The organism is Mucispirillum schaedleri ASF457 (assembly GCF_000487995.2).
GTDB lineage: Bacteria > Chrysiogenota > Deferribacteres > Deferribacterales > Mucispirillaceae > Mucispirillum > Mucispirillum schaedleri.
Genome location: NZ_CP097562.1, coordinates 869,866 through 885,337, shown reverse-complemented (window position 1 = coordinate 885,337; position 15,472 = coordinate 869,866). Strand labels below are relative to the sequence as shown.

At 32.5% G+C, this 15,472-nt stretch carries 16 protein-coding genes; 15 read left to right on the top strand and 1 reads right to left on the bottom strand.

Translation table 11 applies throughout. The features are described from left to right. The first annotated feature begins 190 nt into the window (after positions 1 to 190). From ychF to murB, 10 genes are all read left to right on the top strand, one after another. The gene (gene ychF / locus N508_RS04150; protein ID WP_023275146.1) at positions 191 to 1,291 is read left to right on the top strand and encodes a redox-regulated ATPase YchF; all 1,101 of its coding nucleotides are present in this window, start codon (positions 191 to 193) and stop codon (positions 1,289 to 1,291) included. Beyond that, positions 1,284 to 2,195 (top strand): SH3 domain-containing protein, encoded by a 912-nt coding sequence (locus N508_RS04145; RefSeq protein WP_023275145.1) that lies wholly within the window; start codon positions 1,284 to 1,286, stop codon positions 2,193 to 2,195. Before ychF ends, N508_RS04145 begins: the two co-directional genes overlap by 8 nt. A gap of 17 nt (positions 2,196 to 2,212) precedes the next feature. Then, positions 2,213 to 2,701, top strand: coding sequence for a cyclic pyranopterin monophosphate synthase MoaC (moaC, locus tag N508_RS04140; RefSeq protein WP_023275144.1), 489 nt, complete (start codon positions 2,213 to 2,215; stop codon positions 2,699 to 2,701). A gap of 3 nt (positions 2,702 to 2,704) precedes the next feature. Continuing rightward, entirely contained in the window at positions 2,705 to 3,511 is an 807-nt protein-coding gene (locus N508_RS04135) for an NAD+ synthase (protein WP_023275143.1), read from the top strand. Positions 3,512 to 3,621: 110 nt separating this feature from the next. Beyond that, on the top strand, positions 3,622 to 5,106 hold the full coding sequence (guaB, locus tag N508_RS04130) for an IMP dehydrogenase (RefSeq protein ID WP_023275142.1): 1,485 nt from the start codon (positions 3,622 to 3,624) through the stop codon (positions 5,104 to 5,106). A gap of 309 nt (positions 5,107 to 5,415) precedes the next feature. Beyond that, positions 5,416 to 6,651, top strand: a complete 1,236-nt coding sequence (locus tag N508_RS04125) for an ABC transporter permease (protein WP_023275141.1) — start codon at positions 5,416 to 5,418, stop codon at positions 6,649 to 6,651. A gap of 10 nt (positions 6,652 to 6,661) precedes the next feature. Beyond that, positions 6,662 to 7,318, top strand: a complete 657-nt coding sequence (locus N508_RS04120) for an ABC transporter ATP-binding protein (RefSeq protein WP_023275140.1) — start codon at positions 6,662 to 6,664, stop codon at positions 7,316 to 7,318. A gap of 7 nt (positions 7,319 to 7,325) precedes the next feature. After that, entirely contained in the window at positions 7,326 to 7,943 is a 618-nt protein-coding gene (locus tag N508_RS04115) for a trimeric intracellular cation channel family protein (RefSeq protein WP_023275139.1), read from the top strand. Beyond that, complete coding sequence (locus N508_RS04110) at positions 7,944 to 8,744, top strand: S-methyl-5'-thioinosine phosphorylase (RefSeq protein ID WP_023275138.1); 801 nt, start codon at positions 7,944 to 7,946, stop codon at positions 8,742 to 8,744. After that, positions 8,741 to 9,610 (top strand): UDP-N-acetylmuramate dehydrogenase, encoded by an 870-nt coding sequence (gene murB / locus N508_RS04105; RefSeq protein WP_023275137.1) that lies wholly within the window; start codon positions 8,741 to 8,743, stop codon positions 9,608 to 9,610. The genes N508_RS04110 and murB overlap by 4 nt, the downstream gene beginning before the upstream one ends. Here the strand turns inward: murB and N508_RS04100 are convergent. Continuing rightward, positions 9,600 to 10,418, bottom strand: a complete 819-nt coding sequence (locus N508_RS04100) for a tetratricopeptide repeat protein (protein WP_023275136.1) — start codon at positions 10,416 to 10,418, stop codon at positions 9,600 to 9,602. The two genes, murB and N508_RS04100, sit on opposite strands and share 11 nt — an antisense overlap. Positions 10,419 to 10,650: 232 nt before the next feature. Between N508_RS04100 and N508_RS04095 the strand changes: the two genes are divergently transcribed. The 5 genes from N508_RS04095 (at position 10,651) to N508_RS04075 (ending at position 15,319) form a co-directional block, all read left to right on the top strand. Further along, a complete protein-coding gene (locus N508_RS04095) occupies positions 10,651 to 11,676 on the top strand; it encodes a CofH family radical SAM protein (protein WP_023275135.1) in 1,026 nt (341 codons plus the stop codon). Further along, positions 11,669 to 12,511, top strand: a complete 843-nt coding sequence (locus tag N508_RS04090; RefSeq protein ID WP_023275134.1) for a hypothetical protein — start codon at positions 11,669 to 11,671, stop codon at positions 12,509 to 12,511. Before N508_RS04095 ends, N508_RS04090 begins: the two co-directional genes overlap by 8 nt. A gap of 63 nt (positions 12,512 to 12,574) precedes the next feature. Next, complete coding sequence (galU, locus tag N508_RS04085; protein WP_023275133.1) at positions 12,575 to 13,441, top strand: UTP--glucose-1-phosphate uridylyltransferase GalU; 867 nt, start codon at positions 12,575 to 12,577, stop codon at positions 13,439 to 13,441. A 7-nt stretch (positions 13,442 to 13,448) separates the two neighbouring features. Continuing rightward, a complete protein-coding gene (locus N508_RS04080) occupies positions 13,449 to 13,964 on the top strand; it encodes a DUF2062 domain-containing protein (protein ID WP_023275132.1) in 516 nt (171 codons plus the stop codon). A 107-nt stretch (positions 13,965 to 14,071) separates the two neighbouring features. Next, the gene (locus N508_RS04075) at positions 14,072 to 15,319 is read left to right on the top strand and encodes an MFS transporter (RefSeq protein ID WP_023275131.1); all 1,248 of its coding nucleotides are present in this window, start codon (positions 14,072 to 14,074) and stop codon (positions 15,317 to 15,319) included. Positions 15,320 to 15,472: the final 153 nt, after the last annotated feature.

The following is a 15,472-nucleotide window of genomic DNA, read 5'->3' as shown; positions in this document are numbered from 1 at the left end:
AGATAGATAGTTTAAAATATACTACAAATACATATTGTTTAATAAAATAATAATTACTAATTTTATTATAAATAATCATTTTTAATTATAGTTTTAAAAAATGGGGGTGAAGCAGTAATTTATATATTGAAAAAAATAATAAAATTCTATATAACATTTCATGATTATAAATATATGTAAAAGGTGATAAATGGGTTTCAGTTGTGGTATTGTCGGCCTGCCAAATGTAGGTAAATCAACTATTTTTAATGCTTTATCAAAAGCACAGAATGCAGAAAGTGCAAACTATCCATTTTGTACTATTGATCCAAACAGGGGGGTTATTCCTGTTCCTGATGAGAGAATGAATTTTATTATTCAGTATATTAAGCCAAAATCTATTGTTCCTACAACTGTAGAGTTTGTGGATATTGCAGGACTTGTAAAAGGTGCAAGTCATGGGGAAGGCAGGGGCAACCAGTTTTTAACTCATATCAGGCAGACTGATGCTGTTGCACATGTTGTTCGCTGTTTTGAAAATGATGAAATCGTTCATGTAGAAAATAAAGTAGACCCTGCTAATGATATAGAAATAATTAATACAGAGCTTTTGCTTGCTGATATGGAAATATTAGATAAAGCTGTTACAAAACACCAAAAGGCAGCAAAAAGCGGTGATAAGGCTTTAAAAAAGAAAGTAGAAGTGTTAGAAGAGTTTTTAAAATGTGCAGATGAGGGTAAGCCTTTAAGAGCATTACTTAAAGAGCATCCAGAATATATTGATGAAATTAGAGAATATAACTTTATTACAATAAAACCAGTGCTTTATGTGGCAAATGTTGATGAAGATGCACTAGCAGAAGATAATGAGCATGTTAAAACTGTCCGCCAGATTGCATCATCAGAAGGTGCGGAAGTTGTAAAAATATGCGGTAAAACAGAATGTGAGCTTCAGGATTTATCAGAAGAAGAAGCAAAAGAATATTTACAAACTCTTGGAATGGAAAGAAGCGGGCTTGACAGTCTTATAAAAAGCGGCTATGACCTGCTTGGATTAATTACATTTTTTACAGCAGGTGAAAAAGAAGTCCGTGCATGGACTGTTGAAAACGGAGCTTCTGCTCCACAGGCTGCAGGTAAAATTCATTCTGATATTGAACGAGGCTTTATCCGAGCAGAAGTATGTTCTTATGCTGATTTTGAAAAATATAAATCCCTTACAACAGCAAAAGAAAACGGCAGATTAAGACTTGAAGGAAAAGATTATGTTGTTCAGGATGGCGATATAATGTATTTTAGATTTAATGTATAAAACAGTATTGATTTTAATTATTACAGTTTGTTTTTCATCTTATGTATTTGCTCAAGCTGCAGTAAATGGTGCTGTAAATACTAATGCAAATGCAGCAGCTAATGAGCAGTTTGCACCTAATGAAGAGGCGGATAACCCTGATGAAGCAGGTGCAGGTATGCCAAATATAGGCATTAGTGAAGAAAAACAGATTGTGGAAGTGGTGGAAGGTGTTGGTCATATTCCTTATAATAGAGTGCCTTTTTGTGCAGCTCCATCCCTTAAATCAAGAATTTTAAGGTATTCATCAGGTGCTGAAAAAGTTATTTTAATAGGGGAAACTGATGACTGGTACAGGGTCATTATGTATAATAATGAAGAAGCTTATATCCAGAAAAAATATGTAAGAACAACTAAACTTTTTATGGATGAAACTGTTGCAAAAAATCAGATGAATAAAACGATTTCTATTGAGCTTGAAGATTTGTTAAATAAATTTGATGATACACTTGAAAATTCAAGCTATGCAAAAAAATATCAAATTCGTCCCATATTTGAGCTTGTTGATGCTAAAAATATAAAAAATAATGTAACACTTGTTTTTCATTATGCCTGTGCAGATTTGCAAGGCAGACCTATACCATCATATAATGATAATGATTTATATGCTTATATGCAGCAGCTTCTAGATTTGATTTTAGGCAGGCTTGTATTAACAAATGCAGAAAGTTTAAATATAGTTATCAAAATTCCAACTTATGATGAAATCGGCAATGTGGTTGATTTTGAAAAAGAATATGCAAATATTGTATTAACACCTAATAAGGTGAATATTGAGAAAATCCGCAAAGAAAATGTATCATTATTAAGCCTTGCTGAATGTAATATACTTGTGAAAGATTTATTTAAAGTTTTTCCAAAATAATAAAAGGGGTTGTATAAATGGAATTTACTCATTTTGATGAAAAGGGTGCAAGCCGTATGGTAGATGTAAGCGGGAAAGTTCCTACTAAAAGAGAAGCAGCAGCAACAGGCAGAGTTACAATGAATAAGGAAACTTTGCAGAAGATTGTAAATATGAGTATTAAAAAAGGCAATGTATTTGAAGTAGCAAGAATTGCAGCTATTATGGCAGTTAAGCAGACACCCCATTTGATACCATTATGCCATCCTCTTGCAATCAGTAAGGTTAATGTAGAATTCAGCTATAATATTGATAAAGGTCAGGTTGATATTGAAGTAACTGTCGGGCTTGATGATAAAACAGGTGTGGAAATGGAAGCATTGACAGGTGTTTCTGTTGCTGCACTTACAATATATGATATGTGCAAAGCAGTAGATAAAGATATGATAATCAGTGATATTATGCTTCAGCATAAATCAGGCGGTAAAAGTGGCGAATATATACGCAAAAGCAGCATACAGGAATAGTTTATGAATTATTCTGATATATTTAATAACTTAACATTATCTTTTAAAAATGCTTTTAATAAAACAGGTGCAGAAAATGCCGTTATAGGTATATCAGGTGGGATAGATTCTGCCCTTGTATCTAGTATTGCTTGTGCTGCTATTGGTAAAGACAGAGTAAAAGGCTTTTTTATGCCTTATAAAACTTCATCAGAACATTCTTATAATGATGCTTTAAAGTTATCAGAAAAATATGGCTTTCAACTTGATATTGTGGATATTTCTGCACCAGCAGATGCTTTTATTAAAATATGTGAAAATACTACACCACTTAGAAAAGGCAATATTATGGCTCGCTGTAGAATGATTATACTGTTTGATAAAGCTGCAGAAAATAAAGGAATTGTTATTGGCACAACCAACAGAACAGAGCTGCTTTTAGGATATGGAACATGGTATGGAGATACTGCTTCAAGTATAAATATTATTGGCGAACTTTATAAAAGGGAAGTTTATAGAGTAAGTAATGCTGCTGAAATGGTTGAAAGTATTATTAAAAAAGCACCTACTGCAGATTTGTGGCCGGGTCAGACTGATGAGGCAGAGTTAGGTTTTACTTATGAACTAATAGATAATATTTTATATGATATAGAGCAGCAGCATTTATGCAGAAATGAACTTTATGAAAAGTATGACAAAGAAAGTGTGGATAAAATAATAAAGCGTGTAGTTTCTAACAGTTTTAAAAGGTATACACCATTTATATGCCAAAGTGGTATATATAAAAGAAGTGTTATTGATGAAAATATTTTTTTAAATCTTGATAAATAGTAAAGGTTTATCATATAATAAAATGATAGATATAATTTTGGACTGAATAAAATTTTTATTATGTATTATAGTTAATAGATTTTTTGATTTGTCTTTTATTGGAGGCTTTTGTGAACAAATTTACTCAATACTACGAAAATAAATTCTTAGGAGAGGCACTTACTTTTGATGATGTGCTTGTTGCACCTGCATACTCTGAGATTTTACCATCAGATGTTATTACTGCAACTAAACTGACTAATTCAATTACATTAAATATTCCAATTGTTTCAGCAGCAATGGATACTGTAACGGAAGCAAAGCTTGCAATAGCTATGGCTCAAGTTGGTGGTCTTGGATTTATTCATAAAAACATGTCTATTGAAAAACAGGCAGATGAAGTAGATAAAGTGAAACGCTCAGAAAGCGGTATGATAGTAGACCCTATTACTATTGACCCAGACCAGACTATTGGTGATGCATGGGAGCTTATGACAAAATATAAGATTTCTGGTATACCTGTTGTTAAAAATGGTAAATTATGCGGCATTTTAACGAACAGAGATTTGCGTTTTGTTAAAGATACTTCATCTAAGGTATCAGAATATATGACAAGCGAAAATCTTGTAACAGTTCCAGTTGGCACATCTTTTGAAGATGCTATTGAGCATTTACACAAGCACAGAATAGAAAAACTTTTAGTAGTTGATGATAACTACTGTTTAAAAGGTTTAATAACTATAAAAGATATAAATAAACGCTTAAAATACCCACTTGCATCAAAAGATAAAATGGGCAGGCTTTTAGCAGGTGCGGCAGTTGGCACAGCACCAGATACATTAGAAAGGGTTGATGAGCTTGTAAGCAAAAAAGTAGATGTTATTACCGTAGATACTGCTCATGGTCATTCTCAGAAAGTAATAGATATGGTAAACCAAATTAAAAGAAAATATCCTGATTTACAAGTTGTAGCAGGTAATGTGGCAACAAGTGCAGCAGTTAGAGAGTTAGCAAAAGCAGGAGCAGATTGTGTTAAAGTAGGTATCGGACCCGGCTCAATATGCACAACTCGTATTGTTGCAGGTGTTGGTGTGCCACAGATTACAGCAATTCTTGACTGCTCTGTAGCAGCTCGTGATGCTGGTATCCCTATAATTGCAGATGGCGGCATAAAATATTCTGGCGATATAGTAAAAGCAATAGCAGCAGGGGCAAATTCTGTAATGCTTGGCTCACTATTGGCAGGGACTTTAGAAGCACCCGGAGAAATAGAGCTTTATCAAGGAAGAAGCTATAAAGTATATCGTGGTATGGGCTCAGTTGGTGCTATGAAAGACGGCTCAAAAGATAGATATTTCCAAGATGGAACTGTAAGTGATGTAAAATTTGTTCCAGAAGGTATTGAAGGCCGTGTTCATTTTAAAGGTGAGTTAAATCATACAATTTATCAGTTAATTGGCGGTCTTCGTTCAGGTATGGGATATGCAGGCTGTAAAACTATTGATGATTTACGCAGCAATGCAAAATTTGTCCGCATAACAAGTGCAGGGCTTTCAGAATCACATGTTCATGATGTGCAAATCACAAAAGAGGCTCCAAACTATTGGGTAAAATAATAATGAAATCAGCATGTCATACAGAGCTTGATTTATAGCGAAGTATCTAAAAGACAAGATACTTTAAATATATTATACACTGCTGTAATATATATATGATTTAGATTTTTCGCCTTAAAATCAGGCTCAAAATGACTTATAATGCTAAAACTGCATGTCATACAGAGCTTGAAATATAGCGAAGTATCTAAAAGACAAGATACTTTAAATATATTATACACTGCTGTAATATATATATGATTTAGATTTTTCGCCTTAAAATCAGGCTTAAAATGACTTATTTAAAATAACAAAAGGTGTTGATTTTTAATGAAAATAGATAATCTTATTGCATTAAGATATTTTAAAAGCCATAAACGAAACAGTATTGTTTCATTTCTTTCTATTACATCTATTATAGGTTTAATGCTTGGCACTGCCACATTAATACTTGTAGTTAGTGTAATGTCTGGATTTACAAACAATTTAAAAGAAAAGCTGATGGGGACAAATTCCGATATTATTATAACAGATTTTTCTACTGTGCCTGTTAGAGATTATGACAAACTGATAAAGGAAGTGGAGAATATAAAAGGTGTAAAAGCAGCAGCACCTTTTGTAAACACTCAGGCAGTTTCTATGAGCGGCAGTGGAGTTTCAGGCATTATTATAAAAGGTATTGATGCAGATTTGGAAAAAACTGTTTCAAAAATATCTTCTTTTATCACTTTTGGCACTATTGATGATTTGAAAAACAGGCAGGAAGGGGAGCCTTATGGCATACTTCTTGGTAAAAATTTAGCATTTTCATTAATGGCTGGTATTGGTGATACTATCACATTAATCAGCCCACAGTTAAACCGCGGACCTTTTGGTTTAAATCCAAAAATGCGCAGCTTTATAGTAAAAGGTATTTTTGATACTGGAGTATATGAATATAATGCAAGTATGGCTTATATCAGCATAGAAGCTGCACAGGATTTTATTGGATTAAAAGAAAACAGTGTAACAGGCATAAGTGTTGCTGTAGAAAGTGGTATAAATTCTATTGATTTAGTATATACAATAAACCAGAAAATAGAAAATAAATACTGGGCTAGAGACTGGCTTTCTATGAATCAAAGTCTTTTTTCTGCACTAGAGCTTGAAAAATATGCACTATTTATTGTGCTTACATTAATTATTATAGTTGCATCATTTAGTATTGTTTCAATGATAGCAATTACTGTAAAGGATAAGCAGAAAGATATTGCTATACTCAGAGCTTATGGTGCAGGCTCATCATGTATAAGAAGTATATTTATAAGACAGGGGTTAATTGTTGGTATATTAGGCACAGCATTAGGAAATATTGCAGCGTTACTGCTTTCTGTGCTTGTTACAAAATATAAACTGATAAAACTTCCTGAAGATATATATTTTATGGATAGTCTGCCTTTAAATATTGATTATCATGTATATTTGGTGGTTTCAGTATGTGCAGTTTTAGTTACATTTTTAGCAAGCCTTTTGCCATCTAACCAAAGTGCTAAAATGAATATTGTAGACGGCATAAGGAACGATTAAGGATATAACAATGAGTTTACTGGAAATAAAAAATGTTTCAAAAAGTTTTGATATGAAAGGCAGCTCTCTGAATGTAATAAATGACTTTAATTTTACAGCAGAAAAAGGTGATTTAATAGCGTTAACAGGTCCGTCGGGTGCAGGCAAGTCAACCCTTTTGCATATTATAGGCGGACTTGATAAGCCTACAAAAGGTAATGTAATTTTTAATAATATAGATATTTATAATATGAAAGAAACAGAGCTTAATGTTTACAGGGGTAAAAATATGGGCTTTGTTTTTCAGTTTCATTATCTGCTTGATGATTTTACAGCAATTGAAAATATTATGATACCTATGCTTATACATAATGTTTCAAAACGCGATGCAGAAAAGCGGGCAGAAGAACTTATTAAAAGTGTATGCCTTTATGAAAGAAGAAATCACTATCCATCAGAGCTTTCTGGTGGCGAACAGCAGAGAATAGCAGTGGCAAGAGCATTATCTAATAAGCCTGAAATAATACTTGCTGATGAGCCTACTGGAAATCTTGATAAATCTAACAGTTTAGCAGTGCTTGATATTTTAAAACAGCAGGCAGAAAATGGTGTATGTGTTATTATAGTAACACATGATGAATATATTGCCACAGAATGTAAAAAGCATATAGTTATGCAAAAATTATAGGGATAAAATGAGTGTTTTATATTTTTTTGATTTATTTGGAACATTTGCTTTTGCAATATCTGGTGCACTGCTTGGTGTAAAAAAGGATATGGATATATATGGAATGTTTGTGCTTGCCATATCTGTTGGGGCAGGCGGCGGCACAATGCGTGATATAATGCTTGGCAGAATACCGCCATTTGTTTTAACTGATGCAAATTATATGATTGTAATAGCTGTGGCAACACTGCTTGTATTTTTCTTAAATTCAGTAGTGGAAAAAAGCATTCCAATGAAAACATTAAATATTGCAGATGCCATTGGACTTGGTGTTTTTACAAGTATAGGTGCAAGTGTAGCAGTTTCATACAATGTAGAATTATACGGCATAGTATTTTTTGGTGTTATGACTGCCACAGCAGGCGGTATGATTAGGGACACTTTGGCAGGTGAAGTGCCGTTTGTATTAAAAAAGGAAGTGTATGCATCAGCATCTATTATTGGCGGCATAATATTTATTATAATATATAAGATGAACATAAGTTTAAATATAAATATTTTCATAACTTCTGTTGCAGTAACATCTATAAGGATATTAGCAATATATAAAAACTGGCATCTGCCACATTTCAAAGTGAGAAATTAAATGAAAAAGATTGGCATAATAGGCGGCAGTGGACTGGAAAATATTACATCTCTTAAGTTTTATGGGGAAGAATTTATAGAAACACCCTATGGCAGACCAAGCTGTAAATATAAAATATATAAAAACAGCGATGTTATAGTCTATTCCTTATCAAGACATGGCGATGACCACAGGTTTGCTCCACATCAGATAAACTATAAAGCAAATATTTATGGTTTTTATCAGGCAGGGGTGCAGGAAATATTATCATTTTCAGCTGTTGGTGGCATAAACTTAAATTATAAAAATGGTGATTTAGTTTTAACAGATGATGCAATAGATAATACTGTAAGGGGAAATGTTACTTTTTATGACAGAACAGGTTATGTGGTGCATATTGATATGAGCCTGCCGTTTTGTCCATCATTACGATTAAAGTTAAAAGAAAGTGCAGATTTATGCGGCATTGATTTAATAGATAAAGGCATATATATATGCACTAATGGTCCACGGTTTGAAACACCTGCAGAAATAAAAATGTATAGAAACTGGGGTGCAGATATGGTAGGTATGACATTGTTTCCAGAAGTTACTTTATCAAAGGAAATGGGAATATGTTATGCAAATATCTCACTTGTTACTAATGCTGCAGCAGGTGTTGAAGAAAACAGGAAACTTACAAGTGATGAAGTAATAGAAGAAGCAAAAAGAAATACATTAAAAATATCAAAAATAATAGAGCAGTATTTAAAATATGATAAAAGGGAAGAATGTAACTGTAAAAATATATTACAGGGTGCAGAGATAAATAAACAGGTATGATAATAGAAAAAAATGTGTTTTTAAAAGAATATACAAGCTATAAAACAGGCGGCATGGCAAAATATTTTGCTGTGTGTTATAATAATGATGATGTAAGGCAGGCACTGGATTTTGCACACAGTAATAATCTAGATTATGAAGTAATAGGCGGCGGCTCAAATTTATTAATCAGTGATGGTGGATATAATGGCTTGATTATATGCACAGCAAAATTAAACAGATATATTATTAACTATGGTAATAATATCATAAAGTGCGGAGCTGGCATAAGTTTAGCTGATTTAGTCTATTACACATGCAGTCATGGGTTTTCTGGTATGGAATCAATGGCTGGTATACCCGGAAGCACTGGCGGAGCAGTTAAAATGAATGCTGGTGCATATAATCAGGAAATAAAAGATACAAATATAAAAGCTGCTCTTATGGATAAAAATGGCAGGATAGTAATAAAAACTAATGAAGAAATAGGCTATGGTTACAGATTAAGCTCAGGAACAAATGACTGTATTGTATTATGGGCAGAGTTTTTATATGGCAGAAAAACAAGTGAAGAACTTTTAAATATAAGAAAAGAAATTCTTGAAAAACGCAAAGAAAAACAACCGCTGCATAAGCCTTCCTGCGGCTCAGTATTTAAAAGACCTGCGGGAAACTATGCCGGCACATTAATAGAAAAATGCGGGCTGAAAGGCTGCCGCATAGGTGGAGCAGAAGTCAGTATAAAGCATGCTAATTTTATTTTAAATGAAGATAATGCATCAAGCTCTGATATATATAACCTGATACTGCATATTCAAAACACAGTATATGATAAAACAGGTATAAAATTAGAACCTGAAGTAAGAATGATAGGGTTTAAAAAATAGTATTATTATCATAAGAATATTTTGCTTTTATAATATCTATGGCTCTGCATGCAGGGTTATTATTATTTTTTTCTGTGCACAGCATTTCATAATGTTTTAATGCGGTATTATAATATGTAACAGCTGTATTATAGTCCTGCTCTATATCATCACCACTTATGTAAATATCAGCGAGGTTTGCACATATTTCATTATTTATTTCACAGGCTTTATTAATATATAATATACCTTTTTCTGTATCTTTTTTGACTTCTGCCATATTTTCATTAAAACCTGTCAGATAAGTATTACCAATCACAAGGCAGGCATAAGCAAGGTTATTCTGGCATGCTTTATCAGTATATGATAGAAATTCAGTTATATTATCAGCATTAATTCTTGCTAAATAATAGCAGCTTGCAGCATCACCTAAATCACATGATTTTTCAGAAGCACTGTCTGCCTCATTTAAATCTTTTTCTATACCTAAACCGTTTTCATATAAAAAACTTAGAGTTTTACAGGCATCTTTACTATTCTGCTGACAGTAAATATCTGCTAAAAGAAATGATTTTTTATAATAATTTAAAGACTTATTGTTATCAACAGCTGCTGCTGTGCCTTTTTTGTAAACATCCGCTAAAAACATACAGCCTTTTAGGTTTCCTTTTTCGCATGCTTTATCATACATATACAGAGCCTTATCATATTTTTTATTTTCATAAAATGCTGCTGCTTCTGATAAATATTCATCATGTGTTTTAGAGCAGCCAAATAAAGCTGTAATTACAATAATTATAATAAAATACTTATTATTTTTTTTCATCATAAGATTTTTTAAGTTTTATAAAGTTTTCTAAAATATTGTTAATCATATAAGCATATTCTCTTTGTAATAGTTTATTCAGGATAATGTATAATAATGTAAAATGTCAATAATTTTTATATTTAAATCAATATAATATAAAAAGTAAGTCAGAGTATTTTTTACTTTGCAATAGTTTTTACAATATGATATAATACTAAACTTGATAAGAAAAGTGATTGTTACAGGGAGAAATATGGAAAATCCATTTCAGTTAGAATTTCACAGTCTTTTAGAAAAAGCTGATAAAATAAGGCAGTCAAAATGGGGAAAAAAAGTGTTTTTTGTCCGCAATCTGCATTTAAACTATACAAATATATGTGTAAGCCACTGTAAATTTTGTGCTTTTGCTAAGAATAAAAATGAAGATGGCTCTTATAATATGACACCTGATGATGCTGTAAAATATGTTTCTCAAAAAGGCAGTGATGCTTGTGAAATACATATTGTTGGCGGTTTACACCCTGATTATCCGTTTGAATATTATATAGATATGGTGCATGCTTTAAAAACTAACTTTCCAGAGAAAACTATAAAAGCATTTTCCGCAGTGGAGATTGATTATTTTTCCCGTATTTCAGGAAAAAGCATATCAGAAGTTTTAGAAGCATTAAAAAAAGCAGGGGTGGAAATGATGCCGGGCGGTGGTGCAGAAATATTTGCAGGCCATGTGAGAAAACAGATATGTCCAGAAAAAATACCAGCTTCCAGATGGCTTGAAATTCATGAAACAGCACATAATACTGGGCTTACTACTAATGCAACTATGCTTTATGGTCATTTAGAAAATGATGACGATAAATTTCAGCATCTTCTTTTATTAAGAGAGTTGCAGGAAAAATCATTAAGCCGCGGTTTGACTGGTTTTTCTGCATTTATTCCGCTTTCATTCCAGCCAGACGATACATTTCTGCATGGAAAATTTCATGCAACAGGTATAGAAGATATTAGAACTATATCTTGTGCAAGAATTGTGCTTGAAAATATACCACATATAAAATCATACTGGGTAATGCTTGGTCATAAAACAGCCCAAACAGCTCTCCGTGCTGGTGCTGATGATTTAGACGGCACAATAGTAAAAGAAAATATTGCGTATGCAGCAGGGAAAAATACTGATAATGCAATGACAGCAGAACAGCTTGTATTTATGGTAAAATCAGCAGGAATGGTTGCAGTTGAGCGTGATTCATTTTACAGGGAAGTGAAAATATATGGTTAATATATTGATAGTAAACCCATCAGTTAATATGCGTCTTGCGGCTATGGAAATGAAAATGTATGGAGCAAATGTCAAGTTTGCTTATTCTTCAGATATTCCTGCAAGCTCTGCTGAGCGAGTATTTTACTTTTTATCCAGTGTAAATATATGCTTTACCACAGAAATACAGGGCGAAATGGAAAGGGAAGACAGAGTTTATCTTTTTAAGCGGAATATTTTTTCAAGGTTTAAAATTATGGGCTTTAAAAAAAATATGGAAATGTCTTATCCAGAACTTTCAGTTGGCACTTTTACTGACCTTTTGCTGTTTAAAAGAAGTGTTTTAAGAAATGATGAGTCTCAAGAGCATGTGGGCATGATTCAATATACATCTTTTAATGATGTTCTTGCTAATAACAGAGACAGCTTTATTATTACAAGCAGGATAGTCGGGCAGGGCAGTGAATCTGTCTGTATCTGGGAAACTGATTTTGATTTAGCATCTACTTTTAATAAAGATTATTTTGTTTTCTTTGCAAACAACAGAAGAATAGAGGCTTATGCAGCAGGTGATAAACTTGTTACAATAGGCAGGGGGAGCGGTGATAAACATTTGGAAGCACTTACAGCACTTATCCCTATGATTAGCAAGTTTTCTTTTAAAAAAGAGTCAGAAAAATCAGTTCTTCGTAATTTTAATCCGTGGTTAGTATCTGTTTCTGGTGCTTCTGGTTATTTAATTAATGATTACAGTTTTGGGCATCTTTCTGTATCAATGCCTTCTGCATGGTATGACAGGTTTGCAAATTTTATTAATAGTCATACTATGGATAAAAAACAAAAGCAGGATTTTTAAGTATTGACTATAATTCTTTATATGCTATTTTAGTTTAAGCGATATACATTATTTGGTGGTATTATGAATATAAGGACAGCAGTATTTCCTGTTGCTGGATTTGGCACTCGTATGCTTCCTGCAACAAAAGCTATACCAAAAGAGATGATAACATTAATAGATAAGCCCCTTATACAGTATGCAGTAGAAGAGGTTATTGATGCGGGTATAGAAAGGATTATTTTTATTACCGGCCGCACAAAAAAAGCATTAGAAGACCATTTTGATGTTAATGTTGAGCTTAATAGTCAGCTTGAGTTATCCGGCAAAAAAGATATTTTAAAAGATATGAAACGGATAAGTGAAATGGTGGATATTATATATGTCCGCCAGAAGTATATGCTTGGACTTGGCAATGCTATAATGTGTGTTAAAGATATTGTAAAAGATGAGCCGTTTGCAGTTATTCTTCCAGATGATATTATCCTGTCTGAAATACCAGTTACAAAGCAGTTAATGGAATGTTATGATAAAGTAGAGCGTCCAGTAATATCTCTTATGCCTGTTGAAAAAGGTGAAACATCTAAATATGGCATTGTTGAGATAAAAGAAAACATAACAGACAGATTTTCTCGTCTTAAAGATATGGTTGAAAAACCTGAAAAAAATCCGCCATCTAATATGGCAATTATTGGCAGATATATTTTAACCCCTGAAGTAATAAGTGCATTAAGTAAAATAGAAAAAGGTGCAGGCGGTGAGCTTCAGCTGACAGATGCACTGAAATATACTGCTACATATCATGATGTATATGGCTATGAATTTGAAGGCAAACGCTTTGACTGTGGCACAAAAGAAGGTCTTTTAGAAGCTACTGTTAATTTTGCAGCATCTAATGAAAAACTAAAAAGTGTTTTAAAAGATGCAGTATCAGCTTTAAATATTTTCTAGGTGCTGAATGCTGAAAATTTTTAAAAATAGAACATCAAGGCTTCGTTTTATCGCTAGAATAAGATTAAAACTGAAAATGATGCTTTCACTTGATGTTTCACCACGAGTGCTTGCAAAATCATCTGCACTTGGTGCATTAATTGGTATTTCTCCCTATGTTGGCACTCAAACTTATATAGCACTTTTTGTATCAAGCTATTTTAATCTGCCTGTATATCCTTTAATGATAGGTGTATATATTACTAATCCTGTTACTATTCCATTTATTTTTGCTTTTACAACAAAAGTAGGTCTTATATTGCTTGGTATGGACAGCACCTTTACTTTTGACTGGAATAATGTAACTTTATCTTCACTTTTTGAAGCAGGTAAAACTCTTTTTATACCTTTTATTGTAGGAACTCATTTTGTAGGTATAATTTGTGCAGTATTGACATATTTTATTATATATTTTATAGCTGCACGGTATAAAGTGTATAAAGGCAGTGATGAAAGCGGCAAAGCAAAATATGGTATAAAATAATTTATTTCAAAATTTCATTTATCCTTATATTTTACATTATTTTATTGCTTATTATTTGTTGATAAATTATAATGCAGTGAATAAGCATATTTTTTAAGGTAAAATATATGGTTGTCCATACTTTTGATGCACTAAAATCAAAAAATTTTTCAATATATATGGCTGGTCAGTCTGTGGCTTTAACTGGTATGTGGGTGCAGAAGCTTGCTGCATCATGGCTTGTTTATCGCACTACTGAATCAGCTTTTTTGCTGGGTCTTGTGGAGCTTTTATCAAATGCACCTATATTTATTGTTGGATTAGTTGCAGGGGCATGGCTTGAAAAGCATGATATTCGCAGGCTTATAATTGCTACCCAGATTTTAACTTTACTGCATGCTTTAATAATGGCTTTGCTGATTTTTACTGATACAATTCAGATGTGGCATATTTTATTTTTAAGTTTTTATTTAGGAGTAGTATTTGCAGTAGATATGCCGGCAAGACAGGCTTCACTTATTTTAATGGTAAATAAAAACTCTGATTTAAAAAGTGCCATAGCTCTACATTCTGTAATATTTAATTTATCAAGGCTTATTGGTCCTACTGCTGCAGGATTTATAATTTTTATCACAGATGAGGCAATTTGTTTTGCAATAACAGCAGTAAGCTATATACCTGTAATTGCAGCATTATTTATCATAAAATTTAGAGCAAGAGAAAATAAAGTGGCAAAAAAACAAAGTATTATTCAGGATATAGTAGAAGTAGTAAAATATTCTAAAAATGTATACTATATGCGTGTAATGTTTGCATTTTTTATAGTAGTTGGATTTTTTTCATATTCTTATTCTGTAATGCTTCCAATATATGCAAAAGATGTTCTGCATGGTTCATCACAGCTTTTAGGTTTCCTGCAGGGTTTTTTTGGTCTTGGAGCAATGACAGGTGCTTTTGCAGTAGCTGCATTTATCACTATGAGAAAACTGCCTAATGCAATATTTACTCTTGTTTTACTGCATAGTATATGTATGATAATTTTTGGATTAAGCACTAATCACTATTTTTCACTTGTTATGATGGTGCCTGCTGGATTTGGTCTTATATCATCCCTTATTGCAACAAATATTTATCTTCAGTCAGCAGTAAGAAGTGATATGCGTGGCAGGGCAGCAAGCCTTTATTCCATAGGCATTTATGGTCTTGGTCCGCTTGGAGCATTTTTTGCAGGTATCATGACAGAGCATTTTTCACCGCAAATTACAGTGGTTGTATGGTGCAGCATAATGATTATTTCTGCCATAGTGTTTGGTTTCAGGCTTAAAAGAGTTAATAAGGAATTAGAGCCTGTATGGCAGGAATTTGAAAAACATTAAATATATAAAATTACTGGAAAAAAATAAGGTGTTATAAAAAATTTTATTTTATATACATAAAAATATAAAAATTATCTTGTATTTATTTAAATAACATTGTATAGATATAATAGATGGTAATATAAGAGTTTATATTTATAAATTATTAAAGGG